This window comes from Erwinia sp. GW821-FHT03D09 (assembly GCF_059420805.1).
Window position 1 is genome coordinate 49,549 of the sequence record NZ_JBWKUK010000019.1, and the last position, 21,366, is coordinate 70,914.

At 54.5% G+C, this 21,366-nt stretch carries 19 protein-coding genes and 2 pseudogenes; 17 read left to right on the forward strand and 4 right to left on the reverse strand.

All coding sequences use genetic code 11. The features are described from left to right. Positions 1–30 precede the first annotated feature (30 nt). The 14 genes from pabC (at position 31) to AC07U6_RS18225 (ending at position 12,431) form a co-directional block, all read left to right on the forward strand. Positions 31–825 carry an aminodeoxychorismate lyase gene (gene pabC / locus AC07U6_RS18160; protein ID WP_494762292.1) on the forward strand — a complete coding sequence of 265 codons (795 nt, stop codon included), beginning with the start codon at positions 31–33 and terminating at the stop codon, positions 823–825. 17 nt (positions 826–842) lie between these two features. Then, positions 843–1,868: a cell division protein YceG gene (gene yceG / locus AC07U6_RS18165; protein ID WP_494762293.1), complete on the forward strand. Its 1,026-nt coding sequence runs from the start codon at positions 843–845 to the stop codon at positions 1,866–1,868. Further along, positions 1,858–2,490, forward strand: a complete 633-nt coding sequence (gene tmk, locus AC07U6_RS18170) for a dTMP kinase (protein ID WP_494762294.1) — start codon at positions 1,858–1,860, stop codon at positions 2,488–2,490. The genes yceG and tmk overlap by 11 nt, the downstream gene beginning before the upstream one ends. Continuing rightward, positions 2,487–3,485 (forward strand): DNA polymerase III subunit delta', encoded by a 999-nt coding sequence (gene holB, locus AC07U6_RS18175; RefSeq protein ID WP_494762295.1) that lies wholly within the window; start codon positions 2,487–2,489, stop codon positions 3,483–3,485. The genes tmk and holB overlap by 4 nt, the downstream gene beginning before the upstream one ends. 11 nt (positions 3,486–3,496) lie before the next feature. Continuing rightward, entirely contained in the window at positions 3,497–4,288 is a 792-nt protein-coding gene (locus AC07U6_RS18180; RefSeq protein ID WP_494762296.1) for a metal-dependent hydrolase, read from the forward strand. Between the two features lie 298 nt (positions 4,289–4,586). Next, positions 4,587–6,020: a PTS glucose transporter subunit IIBC gene (ptsG, locus tag AC07U6_RS18185; RefSeq protein ID WP_494762297.1), complete on the forward strand. Its 1,434-nt coding sequence runs from the start codon at positions 4,587–4,589 to the stop codon at positions 6,018–6,020. 199 nt (positions 6,021–6,219) lie between these two features. Continuing rightward, on the forward strand, positions 6,220–6,570 hold the full coding sequence (gene hinT, locus AC07U6_RS18190; protein WP_105592803.1) for a purine nucleoside phosphoramidase: 351 nt from the start codon (positions 6,220–6,222) through the stop codon (positions 6,568–6,570). 25 nt (positions 6,571–6,595) lie between these two features. After that, positions 6,596–6,964 (forward strand): YcfL family putative periplasmic lipoprotein, encoded by a 369-nt coding sequence (locus AC07U6_RS18195; protein WP_494762298.1) that lies wholly within the window; start codon positions 6,596–6,598, stop codon positions 6,962–6,964. A 23-nt stretch (positions 6,965–6,987) separates the two neighbouring features. Then, positions 6,988–7,584 (forward strand): penicillin-binding protein activator LpoB, encoded by a 597-nt coding sequence (gene lpoB, locus AC07U6_RS18200; RefSeq protein WP_494764467.1) that lies wholly within the window; start codon positions 6,988–6,990, stop codon positions 7,582–7,584. Then, a complete protein-coding gene (thiK, locus tag AC07U6_RS18205; protein WP_494762299.1) occupies positions 7,565–8,416 on the forward strand; it encodes a thiamine kinase in 852 nt (283 codons plus the stop codon). Before lpoB ends, thiK begins: the two co-directional genes overlap by 20 nt. 41 nt (positions 8,417–8,457) lie before the next feature. Next, the gene (nagZ, locus tag AC07U6_RS18210) at positions 8,458–9,477 is read left to right on the forward strand and encodes a beta-N-acetylhexosaminidase (protein WP_494762300.1); all 1,020 of its coding nucleotides are present in this window, start codon (positions 8,458–8,460) and stop codon (positions 9,475–9,477) included. A 35-nt stretch (positions 9,478–9,512) separates the two neighbouring features. Further along, positions 9,513–10,055 (forward strand): alpha/beta hydrolase YcfP, encoded by a 543-nt coding sequence (ycfP, locus tag AC07U6_RS18215; RefSeq protein ID WP_494762301.1) that lies wholly within the window; start codon positions 9,513–9,515, stop codon positions 10,053–10,055. 243 nt (positions 10,056–10,298) lie between these two features. Beyond that, a complete protein-coding gene (locus AC07U6_RS18220) occupies positions 10,299–11,603 on the forward strand; it encodes an NAD(P)/FAD-dependent oxidoreductase (RefSeq protein WP_494762302.1) in 1,305 nt (434 codons plus the stop codon). Positions 11,604–11,891: 288 nt separating this feature from the next. Further along, positions 11,892–12,431: a glycine zipper 2TM domain-containing protein gene (locus AC07U6_RS18225; RefSeq protein ID WP_105592797.1), complete on the forward strand. Its 540-nt coding sequence runs from the start codon at positions 11,892–11,894 to the stop codon at positions 12,429–12,431. A 561-nt stretch (positions 12,432–12,992) separates the two neighbouring features. Here AC07U6_RS18225 and mfd read toward each other — a convergent pair. After that, the gene (gene mfd, locus AC07U6_RS18230; RefSeq protein ID WP_494762303.1) at positions 12,993–16,436 is read right to left on the reverse strand and encodes a transcription-repair coupling factor; all 3,444 of its coding nucleotides are present in this window, start codon (positions 16,434–16,436) and stop codon (positions 12,993–12,995) included. 393 nt (positions 16,437–16,829) lie between these two features. On the opposite strand from mfd, the gene dgcQ reads away from it, so the two are divergent. Next, positions 16,830–18,491 carry a cellulose biosynthesis regulator diguanylate cyclase DgcQ gene (gene dgcQ, locus AC07U6_RS18235; protein ID WP_494762304.1) on the forward strand — a complete coding sequence of 554 codons (1,662 nt, stop codon included), beginning with the start codon at positions 16,830–16,832 and terminating at the stop codon, positions 18,489–18,491. On the opposite strand, the pseudogene AC07U6_RS18240 reads toward dgcQ, so the two are convergent. Both AC07U6_RS18240 and AC07U6_RS18245 read right to left on the reverse strand, forming a co-directional pair. Continuing rightward, a pseudogene (locus AC07U6_RS18240) lies at positions 18,488–18,856 on the reverse strand (glycosyl transferase); the annotation flags it as partial. The gene dgcQ and the pseudogene AC07U6_RS18240 sit on opposite strands and share 4 nt — an antisense overlap. Beyond that, positions 18,828–19,190 (reverse strand): hypothetical protein, encoded by a 363-nt coding sequence (locus AC07U6_RS18245; RefSeq protein WP_494762305.1) that lies wholly within the window; start codon positions 19,188–19,190, stop codon positions 18,828–18,830. The pseudogene AC07U6_RS18240 and the gene AC07U6_RS18245, both read right to left, overlap by 29 nt. Before the next feature lie 574 nt (positions 19,191–19,764). Between AC07U6_RS18245 and AC07U6_RS18250 the strand changes: the two are divergent. Next, a pseudogene (locus AC07U6_RS18250) lies at positions 19,765–19,925 on the forward strand (YqaE/Pmp3 family membrane protein). A 69-nt stretch (positions 19,926–19,994) separates the two neighbouring features. After that, a complete protein-coding gene (gene dsrB / locus AC07U6_RS18255) occupies positions 19,995–20,183 on the forward strand; it encodes a protein DsrB (RefSeq protein WP_494762306.1) in 189 nt (62 codons plus the stop codon). Between the two features lie 39 nt (positions 20,184–20,222). Here the strand turns inward: dsrB and rcsA are convergent, their stop codons facing one another. Continuing rightward, entirely contained in the window at positions 20,223–20,864 is a 642-nt protein-coding gene (gene rcsA / locus AC07U6_RS18260; RefSeq protein WP_494762307.1) for a transcriptional regulator RcsA, read from the reverse strand. Between the last annotated feature and the right edge of the window lie 502 nt (positions 20,865–21,366).

The window sequence follows — 21,366 nt, forward strand, 5'->3', positions numbered from 1 at the left end:
TGCAGCATGATCGGTAATAGAGGAATCAGTATGATGTGGGTCAATGGCGAGAAGCAGGGCGTTGTTGCCGCGAGCGATCGCGCCGTGCAGTTTGGTGACGGCTGCTTTACCACCGCTCGCATAAGATCGGGAGAAGTTGAACTGTTCTCCGCGCATATCGCGCGGCTGCAACAGGGCTGTGAGCGACTGCTGATTACTGGCGTGGATTGGGAGTTACTGCGACAGGAAATGATTCATGCCGCCGCCGGCCGTGACGATGGGGTACTGAAAGCCATTGTTACCCGGGGCAGCGGCGGGCGCGGTTACAGCGCCGCGGGCTGTGCGTCACCCACGCGCATCGTTTTCGTTTCCGCTTATCCTACGCACTACCTCACGCTTCGCGAGACCGGGGCAAGGCTGGCCCTCAGCCCGATTCAGCTGGGGAAGAATCCGCTGCTGGCGGGGATAAAGCACCTCAACCGGCTGGAACAGGTGCTGATTCGCACACGACTTGAGCAGACCGGTGCCGACGAGGCACTGGTGCTTGACACTGATAGCATGCTGGTGGAATGCTGTGCGGCAAATTTTTTCTGGCGTATTGGGGAGCAGGTTTTTACCCCGGACTTAAGCGCCTCCGGCGTGAACGGTATCCAGCGCCAGCGGGTGATGCAGCAGATCGCGGAACTGGGGTTTACCCTCAGCGAGGTTCGTGCAGGCGTTGAGGTGCTGGAGAGAGCCGATGAAGTGCTGATCACCAATGTGCTGATGCCGGTGTTGCCGGTTCGTCAGATTGAGGCGCGGCACTTCAGCTCGCGCCGCTTGTTTCGTCTGCTTAACCCCCATTAATCAACCGTGGAATTTTCATGACTAAAACACGCAAAATTATCGCCGGGGTCGTTGCTGTCTCTCTGTTGGCCGTTGCTTACGGATACTGGCAGACCCGCCAGTTCGCCGACTCACCGCTGACGGTAGACAAAGAAACTATTTTTACTCTCTCGGCAGGCTCTGGTCGGGTGGTGCTGGAAGCGCAGCTGGAATCTAAGCACATCATTAAACAGAGTCCGTGGTTTGGCGTGCTGCTGAAACTTGAGCCGGATCTGGCAAAGTTTAAGGCCGGTACTTATCGCCTCGACCCCAAAATGACCGTCCGTGAGATGCTTGCGCTGCTTGCCAGCGGTAAAGAAGCTCAGTTCCCGCTGCGTTTCGTAGAAGGCACGCGCATGCAGGAGTGGCTGAGCCAGCTGCGCAGCGCGCCTTATATCAAGCACACGCTGGCGGATGACCAGCTGGCCACCGTCGCTACTGCCCTTAAGCTGGAAGGTGAAGCGAAGGGGGTTGAGGGGTGGTTCTATCCTGATACCTACCTGTATACCGCTAATACTACCGATGTCGCGCTGCTCAAACGCGCGTACCAGCGGATGGATAAAGAGTTGGATGCTCAGTGGCAGGGGAAAATGGATAACCTGCCCTATAAAAGCAAAAATGATATGCTGACGATGGCTTCGATTATTGAAAAAGAGACTGCGGTCAGCGAAGAGCGCAGCAAAGTGGCTTCGGTGTTTATCAACCGCCTGCGGCTGGGCATGCGTTTGCAAACCGATCCGACCGTGATCTATGGCCTGGGGCCGGACTACCGCGGCACGTTGACGCGCAAAGATCTGGAAACGCCGACGGCCTGGAACACTTATACCATTAATGGCCTGCCGCCCGGACCCATTGCTATGCCGGGTAAAGCCTCACTGGAAGCGGCAGCTCACCCGCTGAAAACTAACTTCCTCTACTTTGTTGCCGATGGGAAAGGTGGCCATACGTTTACCACCAATCTGGCAAGCCACAATAAAGCCGTTCAGGTGTATCGCCTGGCGCTGAAGGAAAAAAATGAACAGTAAATTTATCGTTATTGAAGGCCTGGAAGGGGCAGGTAAAACCACCGCGCGGGATGCGGTAGTGGCTGAACTGCGTCGTCATGGCATTAACGACATTGTCTTCACCCGTGAACCCGGCGGCACGCCGCTGGCGGAGAAGCTGCGCGATCTGATCAAGCAGGGGATTGAAGGCGAACAGGTTACCGATAAGGCCGAACTGCTGATGCTGTATGCTGCCCGTGTACAGCTGGTGGAAAACGTGATCAAACCCGCGCTGGCGCGCGGAGCCTGGGTGGTTGGCGATCGTCACGATCTTTCTTCTCAGGCTTACCAGGGCGGTGGGCGTGGTATGGATAACCAACTTATGAGCAGCCTGAAACAGGCGGTGCTGGGTGACTTTGCCCCGGACCTGACGCTGTATCTGGATGTCGCCCCTGAAATCGGCCTGCAGCGTGCCCGCGCGCGCGGCGCGCTCGACCGCATTGAGCAAGAGTCGCTGAACTTCTTTATCCGCACCCGTGACCGCTATCTGGCGCTGGCCGCTGCCGATGCGCGGATTAAAACCATTGATGCAACTTGCGACCTTCTACAGGTGACGCAGCAGCTGGAGCAAACGCTGCAGCAGTGGTTACAGGAACAGCAATGAACTGGTATCCGTGGCTGAATAACAGCTACCGGCAGATTATCAGCCAGCATCAGGCGCAGCGCGCTCATCATGCGCTGCTGATTCAGGCGCTGCCGGGTATGGGTGATGATGCACTGGTTTGGGGGATCGGCCGCTGGTTGATGTGCCGCCAGCCTGACGGTCTGAAAAGCTGCGGCAGCTGCCATGCCTGCCAGCTTATGCAGGCGGGAACCCACCCTGACTGGTATCGGCTGGAAGCGGAGAAGGGCAAAAGCGCACTGGGGATTGATGCGGTGCGCAGCGTAACAGAAAAGCTTTATCATCACTCCCAACAGGGAGGGGCAAAAGTAGTCTGGCTGCCGGACGCCGAACAGCTGACCGAAGCTGCCGCTAATGCCCTGCTGAAAACGCTGGAAGAACCGCCGAAAAATACCTGGTTCTTACTCAGCTGCCATGAACCCTCTCGTCTGTTGGCGACTCTGCGCAGCCGCTGTCTGCAATGGCACCTTGCGCCGCCGGATGAAATGCAGAGTCTGAACTGGCTACAAAAACAGTGTGCGGCTGGCCTGAATGAACGCACTGCGGCGCTGCGGTTGAGCAGCGGCGCGCCTGCGGCAGCGCTGGCGCTGCTGGAAGAGAAAAACTGGCAGCAGCGCCAGCTGGTTTGTCAGACTCTGCCCGATGCCGTGCAGGGTGACCTGCTCAGCCTGCTGCCCGCCTTAAATCATGATGACGCGGCACGTCGTATTGGCTGGCTCTGCTCGCTGCTGGTGGATGCGGTGAAGTGGCAGCAGGGCGGCGGGGCCTGGATCAGCAACGTGGATTGTCAGACGTTGGTGATGCAGATTGCCAGCCGGCTACCGGCAACGGCGATCGACGCCAGTCTTCGGCAGTGGCTGACCTGCCGCGATCGCCTGCTGAACATCGTGGCGGTGAACCGCGAACTGCTGCTCACCGACCAGCTGCTGAGCTGGGAAGCCATTCTGCATCCTCACGCAACCGATTTAACAGGTTAAGAGTAACGAATATGTTTTTAGTTGATTCGCACTGCCATCTGGATGGCCTGAACTACGAAACGCTGCACCAGGATGTCTCCGACGTTCTGGCGAAAGCCGCCGCGCGTGATGTGAAATTTTTGCTGGCGGTCGCGACCACGCTTCCCGGCTATAAAGCGATGATCGAACTAATTGGCGATCGCCCTAACGTAGCCTACTCCTGCGGCGTTCATCCGCTGAATCAGGAAGAAGAGTACGACTTTGCCGAACTGCGCCAGCTTGCCGCCGATCCGCGCGTGATTGCCATGGGTGAAACCGGCCTGGACTATTTCTATCAGAAAGAGACCAAAACGCGTCAGCAGGCCTCCTTCCGTGAGCATATCCGCGTGGGCCGCGATCTGAACAAGCCGGTTATCGTTCATACCCGCGATGCGCGGGAGGATACGCTGGCCATTCTGCAGGAGGAGCGGGCGGAGGACTGCGGCGGTGTGCTTCACTGCTTTACTGAAGATCGAGAGACGGCGGAAACGCTGCTGGATATGGGCTTCTATATCTCCTTCTCCGGCATTGTTACTTTTCGCAACGCTGAGCAGATCCGCGAAGCCGCGCGCTATGTGCCGCTGGACAGGATGCTGGTCGAAACCGATTCGCCGTATCTGGCCCCGGTACCGCACCGTGGCAAAGAGAATCAGCCCGCTTATACCCGCGATGTGGCGGAATATATGGCGGTAGTGAAGGGGGTGAGCGTTGAAGAGCTGGTGCAGGCTACTACACAAAACTTCTCTCGCCTTTTCCATGTTCCCATGACGCGCCTGACGGATTAATCGCCGACCACATTCTTTTATAGCTCGTAATTAATAGGGAAAATTTGTAAAGTGCAGCCCGATAAAATCGGTGGCTGCATTTTTTTGCTGAAAAAAGTCGCATATCTTTGTGAAATCTTTCAAAGAGCGGTGGCACGTTCAACGAAACGTGATAGTCATCAAACAAATTTACGCGGATTTATTTTACTCTTCGTAATAAATATCAGAGGCACAACGATGCCTCACCCGCAAAGGGCCCTCCCCCCTTTGCAACGCGCCTGGCGCGAAGAAAAGCACTCATACTCAGGAGCTTTACACTATGTTCAAAAATGCATTTGCGAACCTGCAAAAGGTCGGTAAATCGCTGATGTTGCCTGTATCGGTCCTGCCGATTGCAGGTATTCTGCTGGGCGTTGGTTCCGCCAACTTCAGCTGGCTGCCGGCGGTAGTTTCGCAGGTTATGGCAGAAGCTGGCGGCTCGGTCTTTGCCAATATGCCGCTGATTTTTGCTATCGGCGTGGCACTTGGCTTTACCAATAACGACGGCGTTTCCGCACTGGCCTCCGTGGTTGCCTACGGCATCATGGTGAAAACTATGGCCGTTGTGGCACCGCTGGTTCTGCACCTTCCTGCGGAAGAGATTGCGGCCAAACATCTGGCGGATACCGGCGTCCTGGGCGGTATTATTGCCGGTTCGATAGCGGCCTATATGTTTAACCGCTTCTATCGTATCCAGCTTCCTGAATACCTGGGCTTCTTTGCCGGAAAGCGCTTCGTGCCGATTATCTCCGGCCTGACGGCAATTTTCCTGGGCGTGGTGCTCTCCTTCATCTGGCCACCGATTGGTACAGCGATTCAGACTTTCTCACAGTGGGCGGCGTATCAGAACCCGGTTGTGGCATTCGGTATCTACGGCGTGGTTGAACGTGCGCTGGTGCCGTTTGGTCTGCACCATATCTGGAACGTACCTTTCCAGATGCAGATTGGTGAATTCACCAATGCTGCGGGCCAGGTCTTCCACGGCGATATCCCTCGCTACATGGCCGGTGACCCAACAGCGGGTAAACTATCCGGCGGCTTCCTGTTCAAAATGTACGGTCTGCCAGCGGCGGCGATTGCTATCTGGCACTCAGCAAAACCGGAAAACCGCGCTAAAGTGGGCGGTATCATGATCTCCGCAGCGCTGACCTCGTTCCTGACCGGCATCACCGAACCGATTGAATTCTCGTTCATGTTCGTTGCGCCGATCCTGTATGCGATCCACGCTGTTCTGGCTGGTCTGGCATTCCCAATCTGTATTCTTCTGGGCATGCGTGATGGCACCAGCTTCTCGCACGGTCTGATCGACTTTATCGTACTGAGCGGTAACAGCAGCAAAATCTGGCTGTTCCCAATCGTCGGTATCATCTACGGTCTGGTGTACTACACCATCTTCCGCGTGCTGATTGCTAAGCTGAACCTGAAAACTCCGGGTCGTGAAGACAGCGCCACCGAGCAGAGCACCGGGAATGCCACAGAAATGGCCGCTAACCTGGTTGCAGCCTTCGGTGGTAAAGACAACATCACTAACCTCGATGCCTGTATCACGCGTTTACGCGTTAGTGTGGGTGACGTCAGCAAAGTTGACCAGGCTGGGCTGAAAAAACTGGGCGCAGCCGGTGTTGTGGTTGCCGGTTCCGGTGTGCAGGCGATTTTCGGTACCAAGTCTGACAACCTGAAAACCGATATGGATGACTATATCCGTAAGATGTAATCGGACAGGATGATGACGCAAAAGGGGAGGCCAGCGGCTTCCCCTTTTGCTATTTAACAGGTGGATAAATCGTGCTGTCGGGATACGGAACTGCTGCAAAGCCGCGCAGTCGGGAAAGAAAAATCAGTTGCAGGTTGAAAGAAAACGATTTTCTCGCTCATACTGCGGTTATAAAAAAACACTGCTAAGGATATGCAACATGGCCGAAGAAACCATTTTCAGTAAAATCATTCGTCGTGAGATCCCGTCCGACATCCTGTTTCAGGATGAACTGGTCACCGCGTTTCGCGATATCTCACCGCAGGCGCCGAGCCATATTTTGATCGTACCCAATGTGCTGATCCCAACAGCGAATGACGTTCAGGCTGAACACGAGGCCGCGCTGGGGCGAATGATTACCGTCGCGTCTAAAATCGCTAAGCAGGAAGGCATTGCTGAAGACGGCTACCGCTTGATCATCAACTGCAATAAACACGGTGGCCAGGAGGTTTATCATATTCACCTTCACCTGGTCGGTGGCCGTCCTTTAGGCCCAATGCTGGCTTCCTGAGCGCCAGCGAACAGGACACAATGTTATGCGGGCAAGCCTGACTGCTCTGACGTTACTGGTTGCATTAACTGGATGCAGTAACGATCGCACCACCATTAATACGTCGCAATCACTGGTAATGGAGTCATCGGTGCTTTCTGCCGGTATCACAACTGATGAGCCAGTTATCAGCGAAACGGAAGGCCAGCAGAGTGCGGTCAGTACCCTGGTCAACCAGCAGGAAAAACCGGTTAAAGTCAATTATCGTTTCTACTGGTATGACGATCGTGGGCTGGAAATCCTGCCTTACGAGAAGCCACGCACGCTGGTGGTGCCCGCGAAGGGTAAAACCGACATTTCTTCGCAAACCGGCAATCTGACGGCGAGCAAAGTTCGCCTTTACCTGTATCTGTAAGGAGTGATGGCGTGACAAGTCACATGTTAAAATTCTCTGGTGTACTGGCCCTGGCGCTGATCCTCAGCGGTTGTGTTCTCAACCAGCAACAGCAGCCTGAACAGCCCCAGCAGCCTGCGCCGGTTGAGCCGGTACAGCCGCAGCAACCTCAGCCAGTACCTTCCCAGCCCGGACCGATTGAAACCGTGCCGCAGCCGCCGAAAATGCAAACCATTAACTGGCAGGCCAGCGTTGCCCCGCTGGTTGCGCAGATGCTGAAAGCCGACGGCGTTACGGCGGGCAGTGTGCTGCTGGTCGATAACGTTAAAAACAGCACCAACGGTAGCCTGCAAAGCGCTAAAGCGACCGCGGCATTACAAAGTGCGCTGGCTAACAACAGTCAGTTTACCCTGGTGACACCCCAGCAGCTGGCGGTAGCGAAACAGACGCTGGGGCTGTCGGCGGAAGACAGCCTGGTATCGCGCAGCAAAGCGATTGGTCTGGCGCGCTACGTGGGGGCACAGTACGTGCTCTACAGCAATGCACAAGGCGATGTGAAAGCGCCCGAGTTGCAAATGCAGCTGATGCTGGTGCAGACCGGCGAGATCATCTGGTCAGGTAATGGTGACGTTCAACATTAACACCGATTTGCAGCAGCTGATTTTCCGACAGTTTCCGGCGGCGCAGGCCGCCGGTACCGTTTTTCCGCTGGAAGGGCTCAGCGGTTACAGCATGAAAGTTTCTCTTCCTGGTCTGACCCTGCTGGCGCGCCGTGCAGCCGGATCGCTGCAGATGCCCGGCGTTAATCGCCAGCGTGAATATCGCATTCTGCGTAAACTTCATGCCAGCGGCCTGGTGCCGGCGGTCTATGGCCGCAGCCGGAACTGGCTGCTGCTTGACTGGCTGCCGGGGGAGGTGCTGTCCGTAGAGGAATTCGATCGGGCGATTGAGCCGCTGGCCGAGCTCATCACCAGGCTGCATCGCCAGCCGCTGACTGGCTACCGACTTGAACTCATGCCTTTGCTGATAAGCTACTGGCAGCGCAGTCAGCCCTCGCGCCGTACGGCGACCTGGCTGAGAGTGCTAAAACGTCTGCGACGCCGCGGTGAGCCCCATCCGCTTCGGCTGGCCGTGCTGCATATGGATATTCACAGCGGCAATCTTATCGGCGAAGGAGCACGTTTGCGGCTCATCGACTGGGAGTACGCAGGAGACGGTGACGTTGCGCTTGAACTTGCGGCACTGATCGATATTAACGCCCTGAACGACGTGCAGCAGCAGCGGTTGATCGCAGCCTATGCGATCCGTCAGAATATCGATAGCGGCAGACTGCATCGTCAGGTTCGGCGCTGGCAGCCCTGGCTTTTGCTGCTGGCTACCAGCTGGTACGAACTTCGCTGGCAACAGACCGGCGAAAACCATTTTGGCACGCTGGCAGCAACAGGCTGGCAGCGGCTTTCACAGTTAAATTAGCCTGATAAACAGGTTTACAGAGGTGCATTGTGGGACCGGTAATGTTAGATGTGCTCGGTTACGAGCTGGATGCGGAAGAACGCGAGATTTTGCAGCATCCGCTGGTGGGCGGTTTGATTCTGTTTACCCGCAACTACCACGATCCGGCACAGCTGGCCGAGCTGGTCAGGCAAATCCGCGCGGCTTCGCGTCATCGTCTGGTAATTGCGGTGGACCAGGAAGGCGGGCGCGTACAGCGCTTCCGTGAAGGTTTCAGCCGTTTACCAGCAATGCAGTCATTTGCCGCGCTGAATGATGCAGCGGAAGCGGCGAGGCTGGCGCAGGAGGCGGGCTGGCTGATGGCTTCTGAAATGATTTCAATGGATATTGATATCAGCTTTGCCCCGGTGCTGGATATTGGCCACGGCAGTGCGGCGATTGGTGAACGCGCATTCCACAAAGATCCGGCACAGGCGCTGGCGCTGGCACGCTGCTTCATTCGCGGCATGCATGAAGCCGGCATGAAAACCACCGGTAAACACTTCCCCGGCCACGGTGCGGTCAGTGCGGACTCCCATAAAGAAACGCCGCGCGATAACCGCAGCGAGACCGAAATTCGTCAGCATGATATGGCGATCTTCAAACAATTAATTGATGAGCAAGCGCTGGATGCGATTATGCCCGCTCACGTTATCTATACTGAAATTGATTCCCGCCCGGCCAGCGGTTCCTCCCACTGGTTGCAAAAGGTCTTGCGTAAAGAACTTGGCTTTGACGGTGTGATCTTCTCTGACGACCTGTCGATGGAAGGCGCTGCGGTAATGGGCAGCTACGCCGAGCGCGGACAAACCGCACTGGATGCCGGATGCGACATGATTCTGGTGTGTAATAACCGTGCGGGTGCGGTCAGCGTGCTGGATAACCTGTCACCGATCAATGCAGAGCGTGTGAGCCGGTTATACCATCGTGGCTCCTATACCCGCCAGCAGTTGCTGGGATCTTCCCGCTGGAAGCAAATCAGCGCTACACTCGACAACCTTCAGGCGCGTTGGCTGGCACACAAAGCCGCAAAAGGTGACTGACTTTGCCGTCTGCGGCACGTTAAGTGAGGATGACGATGATTATCTACCTACATGGTTTTGATTCTAACAGCCCTGGCAATCACGAAAAGGTTTTACAGCTGCAGTTTATCGATCCCGATGTCCGGCTGGTAAGCTACAGCACCCGGCATCCTAAGCATGACATGCAACATATTCTTAAAGAGACGGATAAGCTGTTAAAGCACTGCACCGACCCATCGCCGTTAATTTGCGGCGTGGGGCTGGGTGGTTTTTGGGCTGAACGCGTGGGATTCTTGTGCAATATCCGTCAGGCAATCTTTAATCCAAACCTGTGGCCCCAGGAAGTGATGGAAGGGAAAATCGATCGGCCAGAAGAGTACCTGGATATTGCCACCAAATGCGTGAAGGACTTCCGCCAGAAAAACCACAGCCGCTGCCTGACTTTTCTATCGCGCAATGACGATGCCCTTGATAGTCAACGTAGTGCCGCGCTGCTGCGTGAATTTTATGAACTGGTTTGGGATGAAGTCGAAGGGCATAAATTCAAAAATATCTCACATCATCTGCCGCGAATTAATCACTTCAAAACCCTCGGATAATAATCATAACAGGCGTTTTCTATCCATTGCGTAACCCGCTTTGAGCGGGTTACGTTATTAAGTTTATTCTTACTATTCTTGGTTTTTATAATAAAATTGACCAGGATCAATTTTCGTAGAACTCATGAATTCCCCCGTGATATCCTGCCCTCAGCTTGCGAATTAATATCGCCAACCCTATGTTTACCAAGGTTATTTATTTAACTTTTGGTTAACGATTGGTTCACTTTTAGAGAGGGTCGTTTGACAGCACCTATGAAGAAAATTGTTATTATCGGCGGGGGTGCAGGCGGACTGGAACTGGCTACCCAGCTGGGCCATAAGCTTGGGCGTAAAAATAAAGCACAGATTACGCTGGTAGATAGAAACCATACTCATTTATGGAAACCTCTGCTGCACGAAGTGGCGACCGGATCGCTGGATGAAGGCATTGATGGCCTGAGCTACCTGGCTCACGCGTACAAGCATAACTTCCAGTTTCAGCTGGGTACGCTGACGCAGCTCGACCGCGAGAACAACCGCGTTCATCTGGCAGAAATCCGTGATGCACAGGGCAGCGTGCTGGTCCCGGAACGTGAACTGGCGTATGACACGCTGGTGATGGCGCTGGGGAGTACCTCGAATGACTTCGGTACGCCGGGCGTGAAAGATAATTGCATCTTCCTGGATAACCCGCATCAGGCGCGTCGTTTCCATAATGAGATGCTTAACCTGTTCCTGAAATTCTCCGCCAGCGAAGGCGCAACGGAGAAAGTTAACATCGCCATCGTCGGCGCCGGTGCGACCGGGGTGGAACTGTCCGCCGAACTGCACAATGCCGTTAAGCAGCTGCACAGCTACGGTTATAAAAACCTCGACAGCAATGCGCTGAACGTGACGCTGGTGGAAGCCGGTGAGCGTATCCTGCCTGCGCTGCCTGCGCGTATCTCCGGCGCGGCGCATCAGGAGCTGACTAAACTTGGCGTCCGCGTACTGACTCAGACCATGGTAACCAGCGCCGAGAAAAACGGCCTGAACACCAAATCCGGTGAATTTATTGAAGCCGATCTGATGGTGTGGGCGGCCGGTATCAAGGCGCCGGACTTTATGAAAGATATCGGCGGTCTGGAAACCAACCGTATCAATCAGCTGGTAGTCGAGCCGACGCTGCAAACTACACGCGACCCGAACATCTACGCGATTGGCGACTGCGCGTCATGTGCGCTGCCTGCCGGTGGTTTCGTACCGCCACGTGCGCAGTCTGCTCACCAGATGGCATCCCGCGTACTGGCGAACATTCTTGCTGAGTTCAAAGGCAAACCGCAGCAGGCCTATGTTTATAAAGACCACGGTTCGCTGGTTTCTCTGTCTCGCTTCAGCACCGTGGGTAGCCTGATGGGTAACCTGATGCGCGGTTCGATGATGGTTGAGGGGCGTATTGCGCGCTTCGTCTACATCTCACTGTACCGTATGCATCAGATCGCTCTGCATGGTTACTTCAAAACCGGTCTGATGATGCTGGTGGGCAGTATTAACCGCGTGATTCGTCCAAGGCTGAAGTTGCACTAATATCTGAATCGTCGTGTTAAAGCGGCCCGGGGTGACGTTCTTAACCGAACGTTATCTGCGGGTCGTTTTTTTATGCGGTGGCGTTTAAACGCTTCGGAACACTCTTAAAACAAAGTACTTATCATGCGTTAATCTCATTTCTTCCCGTATTCCGATTGTCAGTTTTTACTCTCCACCGCAAACTTTGTCTTAATTACCCCGGCGCGTCGCGCACGCCGAGTATGCCGTACCTGCCACGGATGCCGCAGCTGGCAAAGATGCGCGGTAACACTTTCAGGAGGGTTTCCTGTGAATAAATCAATGTTAGCCGGTATTGGGATCGGTGTGGCTGCAGCCCTTGGCGTTGCTGCTGTTGCCAGTATGAACGTGTTCGATCGCGGCCCGCAGTTTGCACAAGTTTTGTCCGCCACCCCAATTAAAGAAACGATAAAAACTCCGCGCCAGGAGTGCCGTAACGTAACCCTGACGCACCGTCGTCCGGTGCAGGATGAGAACCGTATAGCCGGTTCTGTGCTGGGTGCCGTGGCGGGTGGCGTGTTGGGGCATCAGTTCGGCGGCGGACGCGGTCGCGATGTAGCAACCGTTGCCGGTGCGCTGGCCGGCGGCTACGGCGGTAATCAGGTGCAGGGCGCGTTGCAGGATCGCGACACTTACACCACCACCGAGCAGCGTTGTAAAACCGTCTACGATAAGCAGGACAAAATGATGGGTTACGACGTGACCTATAAGATTGGCGATCAGCAGGGCAAGATCCGTATGGATAACGATCCCGGCACGCGTATTCCGCTGGATGGCAACGGCCAGCTGGTGCTGAATAATAAGGCCTGATCGTTGATTTAGGGCGAATTCGGTCGAAAATCGCCGAAGTTAATGGCGTCGCTGTAAGTTGAAGTGCTCGGTTCAGCCTCTACGGCGGCTGCCGGGCGGTCCTCGCGTCGTGCTCTGCACGATGCCTTCGGAGGCAGCATCTGGCCGGTCAGATCGGCGAAGACGGGTCGTCCCTGACCCGGCTTCGCCTGACGCCAGCATCCCTGCTGGCATCTCTGGCCAACTGCTGCCACCTCAGCGCTGCGGAATGCCCGGCAGCCGCCGCAGAGGCTTTCCCTTTAATCTCTCGTCGTCGCGATGTAAAACGCATACTTATTAGCTATTGCATGTATTTCCTGCACCTGAATTACCCGCTCATGCGGTAATGAGTCCCACCAGTGAGCAGCCTGTTTGCGAAACGAACCGATGTAATTTCCTCAGCGCTGCGGATTGCCTGGAAGCCGCCTCAGAGGCCGCCCCTTTTATCTCTTGTCTTCGCGATGTAAAACATATTTCTTGTGGCGCATTTCGTATATTTTCCCGCAACGATATTCCCTGCCGCTCAGCGCTATCACCAGCACATCAGCCGACATTCTCCAGCATACGCTGCATAAACTCCTGCACCCACTTCATCCGCACCTTACGATCCGCCAAATCGTGCATAAATTTCAGACGCGTCGGGCCATCAAGACGCCAGTGCTTCGGCTCCTTTTGCAGCAGCCCAATCAGCCATATCGGATCAACCTTATTCTTCTCGGCAAATTCAACATAACCGCCGTTGTCACTGGCTTCGATCTTGCGCACGCCCAACTTCTGGGCGACCAGCCGCAGTGCCGCAGTGTCCAACAGGTTGCGCGCCGCATCCGGCAGTAAACCGAAACGATCGATCAGCTCGACTTTCAGATCGTCCAGATCGCCCTGCTGCTGGGCGCTGGCAATCCGCTTGTAGAATGAAAGGCGGGTGTTGACGTCAGGAATAAAATCATCCGGCAGTAGCGAGGGCATGCGCAGTTCAATTTCGGTCTGGCTGCTGGTCAAATCCTCCAGCGACGGCTCACGGCCCTCTTTCAGCGCGGTCACCGCGTTTTCCAGCAGCTCCATATACAGCGAGAAGCCAATGGTTTCCATCTGCCCGCTCTGGCCTTCACCCAGCAGCTCACCGGCACCACGGATCTCCAGATCGTGAGTGGCCAGCGCGAAACCAGCGCCCAGATCCTCCAGTGAAGCAATGGCCTCAAGGCGTTTGTGCGCATCAACCGTCATCGCTTTCGGATGTGGCGTCAGCAGCCAGGCGTAGGCCTGATGATGCGAACGACCCACGCGGCCGCGAAGCTGGTGCAGCTGTGCCAGACCAAAGTGGTCGGCGCGCTCAATGATGATGGTGTTGGCCGTCGGAATATCAATACCGGTTTCAATAATCGTGGTACAGACCAGCACGTTAAAACGCTGGTGATGGAAGTCGTTCATCACCCGTTCCAGCTCGCGCTCGCGCATCTGGCCGTGACCGATCGCCACTCGGGCTTCCGGCACCAGGGTGGATAGCCGCTGAGCGGCTTTTTCGATATTTTCCACATCGTTATACAGATAATAGACCTGCCCACCGCGCAGTACCTCGCGCAGAATCGCCTCGCGTACTACCAGGTCATCATATTCGCGAACGAAGGTTTTCACCGCCAGGCGGCGTGCTGGTGGGGTGGCAATAATCGACAGATCGCGCAGGCCGCTCATCGCCATATTCAGCGTGCGGGGAATTGGCGTGGCGGTCAGCGTCAGAATATCGACGTCGGCGCGCATCGCTTTGATTCGCTCCTTGTGACGAACGCCGAAACGGTGCTCCTCATCGACGATTAACAGACCGAGGTCGCGCCATTTGATGTCATTCTGCAGCAGCTTGTGCGTGCCGATCAGAATATCGACTCTGCCCTCGCCGGCCTCGGCCTGAACCAGCGCCTGCTCTTTCGCGGTTCGAAAGCGAGAGAGCATCTCAATACGCACTGGCCAGTTGGCGAAGCGATCGCGGAAGTTATCGTAGTGCTGCTGCGCCAGCAGGGTGGTGGGCACCAGTACCGCCACCTGCTTATGGTTTTCCACGGCGAGAAATGCGGCGCGCATCGCCACTTCGGTTTTACCAAAGCCGACATCACCGCACACCAGACGATCCATCGCCAGCGGCTGGCACATATCGCTCAGTACCGCGTTGATGGCCTGCGCCTGGTCCGGTGTGGTTTCAAACGGGAATCCGTCGCAGAACAGCTGGTACTGCTGGCGGTCGTGCTTAAAGGCAAAGCCCTTTTTCGCTTCACGCTGGGCATAGATGTCCAGTAGCTCAGCGGCCACGTCACGCACTTTCTCGGCGGCTTTTTGCCGAGCTCGCGTCCACGCATCGCTGCCCAGCTTGTGCAGCGGCGCATTCTCTTCGGCTCCACCGGCGTAGCGGCTAATCAGATGCAGCGACGATACCGGCACGTATAGTTTGGCGTCTCCGGCATAGGCCAGCATCAGATATTCTGCCGTGATACCGCCGGTCTCCAGTGTGGTCAGGCCGATATAGCGCCCTACGCCGTGTTCAAGATGGACCACCGGCTGGCCCGGATGCAGCTCGGCGAGGTTGCGGATCAGCACGTCCGGGTTGATGGTTCGTTTGCTGTCCTGGCGGCGGCGGCTTACACGTTCGCCCAGCAGATCGCTCTCGCAAATCAGCGCCAGATTGCGCAGCCCGTCGATAAAGCCGTGCTCGCTGGCACCGATCAGCAGGTAGTGACCCGGCTTATCGACCTCTTTCAGCGAGCGTACCGTTTTAGGTTTCAGCTTGATACGTGCCAGCAGTTCCTGCAACGTTTCGCGGCGGCCTTCACTCTCAACGGAGAACACTACAGAACCGCTGAAGGATTCCAGAAACTTTCGCAGCGCTTCCAGCGGTGATTTGGCCTGTGCCTGCACGGCCAGATCCGGCAGCGGCTGATACTGCAGATTGGTATTCGCCGCTTTGTCGGCCAGCAGGTCGGTACGCAGTTGAATACGCGGCCAGTTTTTCAGTTCGGCAAACAGTTCGTCACAGCGCAGCCACAGCGTAGGCGGTGACAGCAGGGCGCGCATCGGATCGACTTTGCGATTTTCGTAACGCGTATTGACATCCAGCCAGAATCGCTCGGCGCTGCTTTCCAGATCGCCCGCCACCACAAGTAGGGTACTGGCGGGCAGGTAGCTGAACAGCGCGGGTAAAGGCTTATCGAAAAACAGCGGCTGCCAGTATTCGATCCCGGCGGGCAGGGTGCCTTTGCTCACCTGCTGATAGATATGTTCCGGCTCGCGGCGAACGTCAAACTGTTCACGCCACTGGGTGCGGAACAGTTCAATCGCGTTCTTATCCGTCGGGAATTCGTGCGCCGGTAGCAAGTTAATGGCGGAAACTTCTTCCTGAGTCCGCTGTGTATCAACGTCAAACAGGCGCAGACTGTCGATTTCGTCATCGAAAAAGTCGATACGATACGGGCGTTCGCTGCCCATGGGATAGAGGTCTAACAGCGCACCGCGCGTGGCGTATTCGCCGTGTTCCATCACCTGATCAACGCTGCGATAACCCGCTTGCTCAAGTTGTGAACGTAGCGTATCGCGGGAGAGCTTTTGCCCCTTGCTCATCACCAGCGCATGTCCGTGAAGGAAACTGTGAGGGCACACGCGCTGCATCAGGGTTTTAACTGGTAAAATCAGAATACCGTGGCTTAACGATGGCAGCTGATACAGTGTGGAAAGGCGCGAAGAGATGATTTCCTGGTGCGGCGAAAAACTGTCGAAAGGCAGCGTTTCCCAGTCTGCCAGCGTCATCACCGGCTGTTCTGTAAACTGGCGTATTTCATCCTGCAGCCGCAGGGCGTTCTGCATATCTGGTGCAATTAACAGCACCGGGCCGGTATGGCGTTCAACAATTTCGGCGCATTCTACGGCGCAGGCAGCACCCGTGAGCTGCCCCAGCAGCCGCTGATCCCCGGCGCGTGAGGGAAGAGTATAACGATAGTTTTCAGGCATATTCAGTTCGATAGTCTCTACTCAAATGGGAGAGAGGGGAGCCGCCATGATGCCAGTCTGCTGCAATCGCTTTGACAGCAGGGGGACCCCAATTCAGCTTGGCCGAGTATACCTTTTTTTTACTGGCCGCTGGGTACTGTGTCGGTCTGGCTGGGCAATGTTTATTCAAAATTTCATATTTTCGCTATGACAATGATGTTCACTGCCGCAGCCGGACAGGATCAATATAGTGAAAATTACCCGTTAGCGTTGTCTTTCCGGCTAAAGGGCGATTTTAAAATATTTCAGATCAATAAGTGCTGATAAAGAAGAGCGTGGTAGAGATAGCGCCGAAAACACTCATTGTCTAAAATCATCAGGTAAAACGGCCATGGTGCAATCGGGAGAAAACGAGTGAGTTTGCCTACGGAGTCATGCTTTTTCCATCCTAAAAACATTGTACACCTGTGTTTTGCCATCGTTTTTTTGTTTCTAACGCTGTTGACCTGGCATGAAGCGATGGTGCTGAAGCGCACTTATGAGTCCAACCAGCTGGCACGCCTCAGTTCTGTGGCGAACAATCTGGATAATCAGTGGCAGCATAACCTTGATGAGCTGGCGTTTTTCCACAGTATGCTGGAGCATTCAATCGGCGATACGCTGGTTACCGATAAATCCACCGCCTTTTTGCAGCAGTTTGACCGCGTGCGCCATACGCCGCTGTGGCATCTCAGCCCGAGTGGAACCCGTGGTGTGCCGATCAACGGAATCTCTGATGAACTGTTGACGCGCTTCCCGCTTTTCAGCCGTTCTGACTCGCAGCGCCTGGCCGATGAGCTAAACGCGGTGCTGGAAATGAGTCAGATCCTGCAATTTAACCAGCCGGAGCGCGATTTCCACTATCGCTTCTGGTATATGTCCCGCGCCGGGTTCTATCTCAGCTCCACGCTGCCGGATGCCCGCAGCAATCACACACTGGAGAACTTCTCTGGCGTGGCCCGGCGTCCGTACTTTGTCGATCTCGATCCTAAGGTTAATCCGCAGCGAAAAATCCTGTGGTCAGGCCCCTACGACTCCATAGATAACGAGGGCAAGGTGGTGACGGTCGCGCGCTCGGTCGATCGTGACGGCTACTGGTACGGCGTGCTGGCGATGGATTTCTCCACGCAGCAGATAAAGCAGTACCTGCAGCAGTCGCTGAGTACCCGGCAGGAGGAGGGAGTGATGCTGATCGATCGTCAGTTCAATCTGATCGCCTGGTCAGACGGCAGCCAGCTGGAGGAGTACCGTCTGTACAAGGCGCAGCTGGCACGGCTGACCGAACAGGCTACCGAAACCCACAGCGGGACGATGCGCTTTGACGGGCGTTTTGTCAGCTGGGTACGCCTGCAATACTTTGACGGCATGCTGGTCAACGTGCAGACGCTGCGTGAAGGGCTGCTGGGCGACAGTGGCCGTGTTGGACTGGTGCTGCTGCTGACGTGGCTGATGTTTAGCATCGTGGTGCTGATCTCCCACCAGACGATTATTCGGATGACCGGCAGTCTGCTGAATCTGCAGGAGAAGCTGAGCTGGCGTGCAAACTACGATGGTTTAACACGGCTGTTTAACCGCACGGCCTTTTTCGATCGTGCGGAAAAACTGGCGGCGCTGAACCAGCGGCAGCGGCAGCCGCTCTCCGTAATCCAACTCGATCTCGATCATTTTAAATCGGTTAACGACAGCTGGGGGCACCACGCCGGAGATCGGGTGCTGGCCCTTGCGGCATCGGTGATTGGCCATGTGCTGCGGAAAACCGATATCGCCGGTCGTGTAGGTGGGGAAGAGTTTTGTATTTTGCTGCCGGCAACCCGGCTGGATGAAGCCGTGCTGGTGGCGGAACGCATTCGCCGCAAGCTGGCGGCGAAAGAGCTGCTGGTGGGGAAACATCAAATGCTGAAGGTTACTGCGTCGCTGGGTGTCAGCAGCAGCGAAGAGCAGGGTGATTATCAGGTGGACAATTTGCAATCCATCGCCGATCGCAGGCTGTATCTGGCGAAGCAGGGCGGGCGCAACTGCGTCCGCCACCGTGACTAAACGTCGCCGCTGTTATCGTCCTCAACCGCCTGATAGATGCGTTGCATAATATCGGGAAACGCCGACTGAACCCGGCTCCAACTGGGAATAAACGGTTTCTCGTTAGGGCGCTCAATAAACGCCTGCCCGGCCTCGAGTATTGACTGGGTAAACATTTCCACCGCGGCTTCTTCAGCGTGCTGATCGAATTTCAGACCGTTCATGACTGCTTCGTGGTTGTAAATCTCCATCATATCCAGCGCGTTGCGATAGTAAGTTGCCTTCAATACCCGGAAGGAATCGCTGGTGATATTAACCCCCATGGTGGCCATTTTACGCAGCAGTGACTGCACAATATCATTGCTCATCCGCCGCAGCCCGCCAGATCAGGCTTTCAGATGCTTCGCGCATTTTGGCCCGAGCGGCAAGAGCCGGGGTCAGCCCGGTCCACTCGGCAATCTCTTTTTCACTGACGTCGGCAAAGCCAGTAAATTTAAACTCCTCACGCTGCCGCAGATTCAGCAGGGTGTGGCGGATCGCACGATAGTCCTGGCGGGAGAACAGACCGGTGAGCGCCGAATGAGCATCGCCACAGTGAACGACGGCACCATTTTCACTGATAAATGGTGAACCGCCGAAACCCAGTTCCTGCTGCAGCGGCACAATCTCCGCGGCTGTTTTACTGGAGCAGATCACCGAATCAGCACAAAGTATAGTCAAGCTATCTTCGCCGTGTGGGGTGTGGACCTGCACTTAAGAGAGGCAGGTATGCGGATTAATCCTAAAAAAAATGCTGATTTTTTGGCCTGTTACAAAACGACCAGAATGCTTCCAGCGCAGAACTGGTGCGGGTTTTCCTGTACAAGTTAACGATTGTTGTACACATTGATACATCAACTTAGGATTAGTCTGAATGCCAGGACGGGTTAATGTTGTGCTGTAAAAGGATTTCCCCGAGTAACGAATTTTATTTTTAATGTGAACAATTTACCCTGGCCAGCGGCCGGGGTTTTTTTTCACCAATCGATGGGCATCACGGGCATCAGGAAAGAGATGTCAGGAACGGCTGGCAAAAAAAGCCCGCGCTGCGCGGGCAAAATCCTTGTTACTTTTTAGGTTGACTGCGCCTTTGGGGTTGGTGCAGTGAGAATATTCTAAGTGTGGTTGACGTCAGAAATCTTTGCTTGAAACGTAAAGAAAGTGAAAAAGCTCGTCGTAAGCAGGCGCTTTCCCGACGATGCTGTATTGCTGTCTATACTGATTATCAGGCAGTTACCCAAAGAAAGGAGAAAGCATGGACTTTATACGTCTTGTTATTGCGATTCTTTTACCGCCGATGGGTGTCTTTCTGCAGTAGGTTTCGGAGGCGCTTTCTGGCTCAATATCCTGCTAACTCTGTGCGGCTACATTCCGGGTATTGTGCATGATGCCGTCTGGATAATTGCGCGCCGATAATTCTGGGTAAACCCCTGCGCAGTATGCGGTTTTCGGTTAAACTGTTGAAAAAATTGCACAGGAGTTACCATGAAGGTTAATCAGCAGGTGACGGTAAAAACGGATGGTGGTCCTCGCCGGGTCGGCACGGTTCTGGCAGTGGAAGAGTTTAACGAAGGGACAATGTATCTGGTTGCACTGGAAGACTATCCGCTGGGGATCTGGTTCTTTAATGAAGTCGGCCACGAAGAGGGTGTTTTCGTTGAGCCTCACTCCTGAAAATGCTAAGGGGGCGATTCCCCCTTTAAACTGCCGCGGTTAACCCTGCCGTACGTTGACGTAAATACCGCTGGTGACGTTATCCATCAGACGCACCACATGGTAGATCACCTGCTTGTTGTGCGTTTTGATTTTCCGCTTAATATTGCCTTTGTGCGATGAAACGGTTTTAACCTTGATCTGCATCTGGTCAGAAATCTCGCTCGTATCGTGCCCTGACATCCACATCCTTAACATATTGGATTCCGTCTGACTCAGCGTCAGTGGATGGACATCCTTGCCAGACGACCGGCGGGATGAAGCATTAAGACGTTGATGGAAGTAACTGCCTAATAGCTGATTCAGGGTGGCGGGCTTGATGGATTTCGACGTAATAATCAGGTTCTTCCGTACGTAGAGATATTCTTCAAAATGGTTATTAGAAATAGCCATAAAGATAAAAAACAGTGTGTCCGGATTCTGGACTATCGTATCTCTGATTTGCTGGCTGGCTTCGGGTTCGTTAATGAAACAGTCTTCGTTGATAAACACGACGCCGGGGTGCAGTTGCTGACAGCATGCTTGCAGCCGATCGATACCGTTAACCAGCGTTATATTCTTGCTTTTAATCCCTTTGGTTGTCATATAGCTGATCAACCCTGCACGGGTATAATTACATGGGTCCATAATTATTGTCGGCATTCTAGCGGTCCTTACCGGTTCGTTATCCATTTAAATCAACGATGAATTACACGTTAGCGAGTCAAAAGAAAGCGCTTTGTATGCACATTCTGGTTATAGCTGCCAGCGTTAAGACTACCCCGCCGCACGCGGCTGGAGTATTGACTCATCCTTGTAGAAGGGAGCTGCGAGGCTCGTAGCGATTGCGGTCACTATCGCGTAAAATGTTAAAAATCATGATAGGATTTTTCTTAAAAAGATTCAATCAGAAAAACTTTATTCAAAGCAGGCAGATTTTTTCAGCGTCACTCAGTCATTCAAATGAAATAAAAAATCGGTAAAGTTGTACTTATAAATATGAGGCTGCTCATGTTTTACTTGTAGTATCTTACAGTCTTTTATCCATATTTCTTCTCGCCACTCTCGCTGGCAGGACCCGATCAGATTTAGCAAATCAATGATTTAAACTTGTTGATAACGGCAACGAAAGCTGACTGTTTTTAGTACGATAAATGATTTTTCT

Excerpts from the sequence above, each read along its gene's own strand:
- pabC (WP_494762292.1), top strand. The coding sequence starts at position 31 with ATGATGTGGGTCAATGGCGAGAAGCAGGGCGTTGTTGCCGCGAGCGAT.
- yceG (WP_494762293.1), top strand. The coding sequence starts at position 843 with ATGACTAAAACACGCAAAATTATCGCCGGGGTCGTTGCTGTCTCTCTG.
- tmk (WP_494762294.1), top strand. The coding sequence starts at position 1,858 with ATGAACAGTAAATTTATCGTTATTGAAGGCCTGGAAGGGGCAGGTAAA.
- holB (WP_494762295.1), top strand. The coding sequence starts at position 2,487 with ATGAACTGGTATCCGTGGCTGAATAACAGCTACCGGCAGATTATCAGC.
- AC07U6_RS18180 (WP_494762296.1), top strand. The coding sequence starts at position 3,497 with ATGTTTTTAGTTGATTCGCACTGCCATCTGGATGGCCTGAACTACGAA.
- ptsG (WP_494762297.1), top strand. The coding sequence starts at position 4,587 with ATGTTCAAAAATGCATTTGCGAACCTGCAAAAGGTCGGTAAATCGCTG.
- hinT (WP_105592803.1), top strand. The coding sequence starts at position 6,220 with ATGGCCGAAGAAACCATTTTCAGTAAAATCATTCGTCGTGAGATCCCG.
- AC07U6_RS18195 (WP_494762298.1), top strand. The coding sequence starts at position 6,596 with ATGCGGGCAAGCCTGACTGCTCTGACGTTACTGGTTGCATTAACTGGA.
- lpoB (WP_494764467.1), top strand. The coding sequence starts at position 6,988 with ATGTTAAAATTCTCTGGTGTACTGGCCCTGGCGCTGATCCTCAGCGGT.
- thiK (WP_494762299.1), top strand. The coding sequence starts at position 7,565 with ATGGTGACGTTCAACATTAACACCGATTTGCAGCAGCTGATTTTCCGA.
- nagZ (WP_494762300.1), top strand. The coding sequence starts at position 8,458 with ATGTTAGATGTGCTCGGTTACGAGCTGGATGCGGAAGAACGCGAGATT.
- ycfP (WP_494762301.1), top strand. The coding sequence starts at position 9,513 with ATGATTATCTACCTACATGGTTTTGATTCTAACAGCCCTGGCAATCAC.
- mfd (WP_494762303.1), bottom strand. The coding sequence starts at position 16,436 with ATGCCTGAAAACTATCGTTATACTCTTCCCTCACGCGCCGGGGATCAG.
- dsrB (WP_494762306.1), top strand. The coding sequence starts at position 19,995 with ATGAAGGTTAATCAGCAGGTGACGGTAAAAACGGATGGTGGTCCTCGC.
- rcsA (WP_494762307.1), bottom strand. The coding sequence starts at position 20,864 with ATGCCGACAATAATTATGGACCCATGTAATTATACCCGTGCAGGGTTG.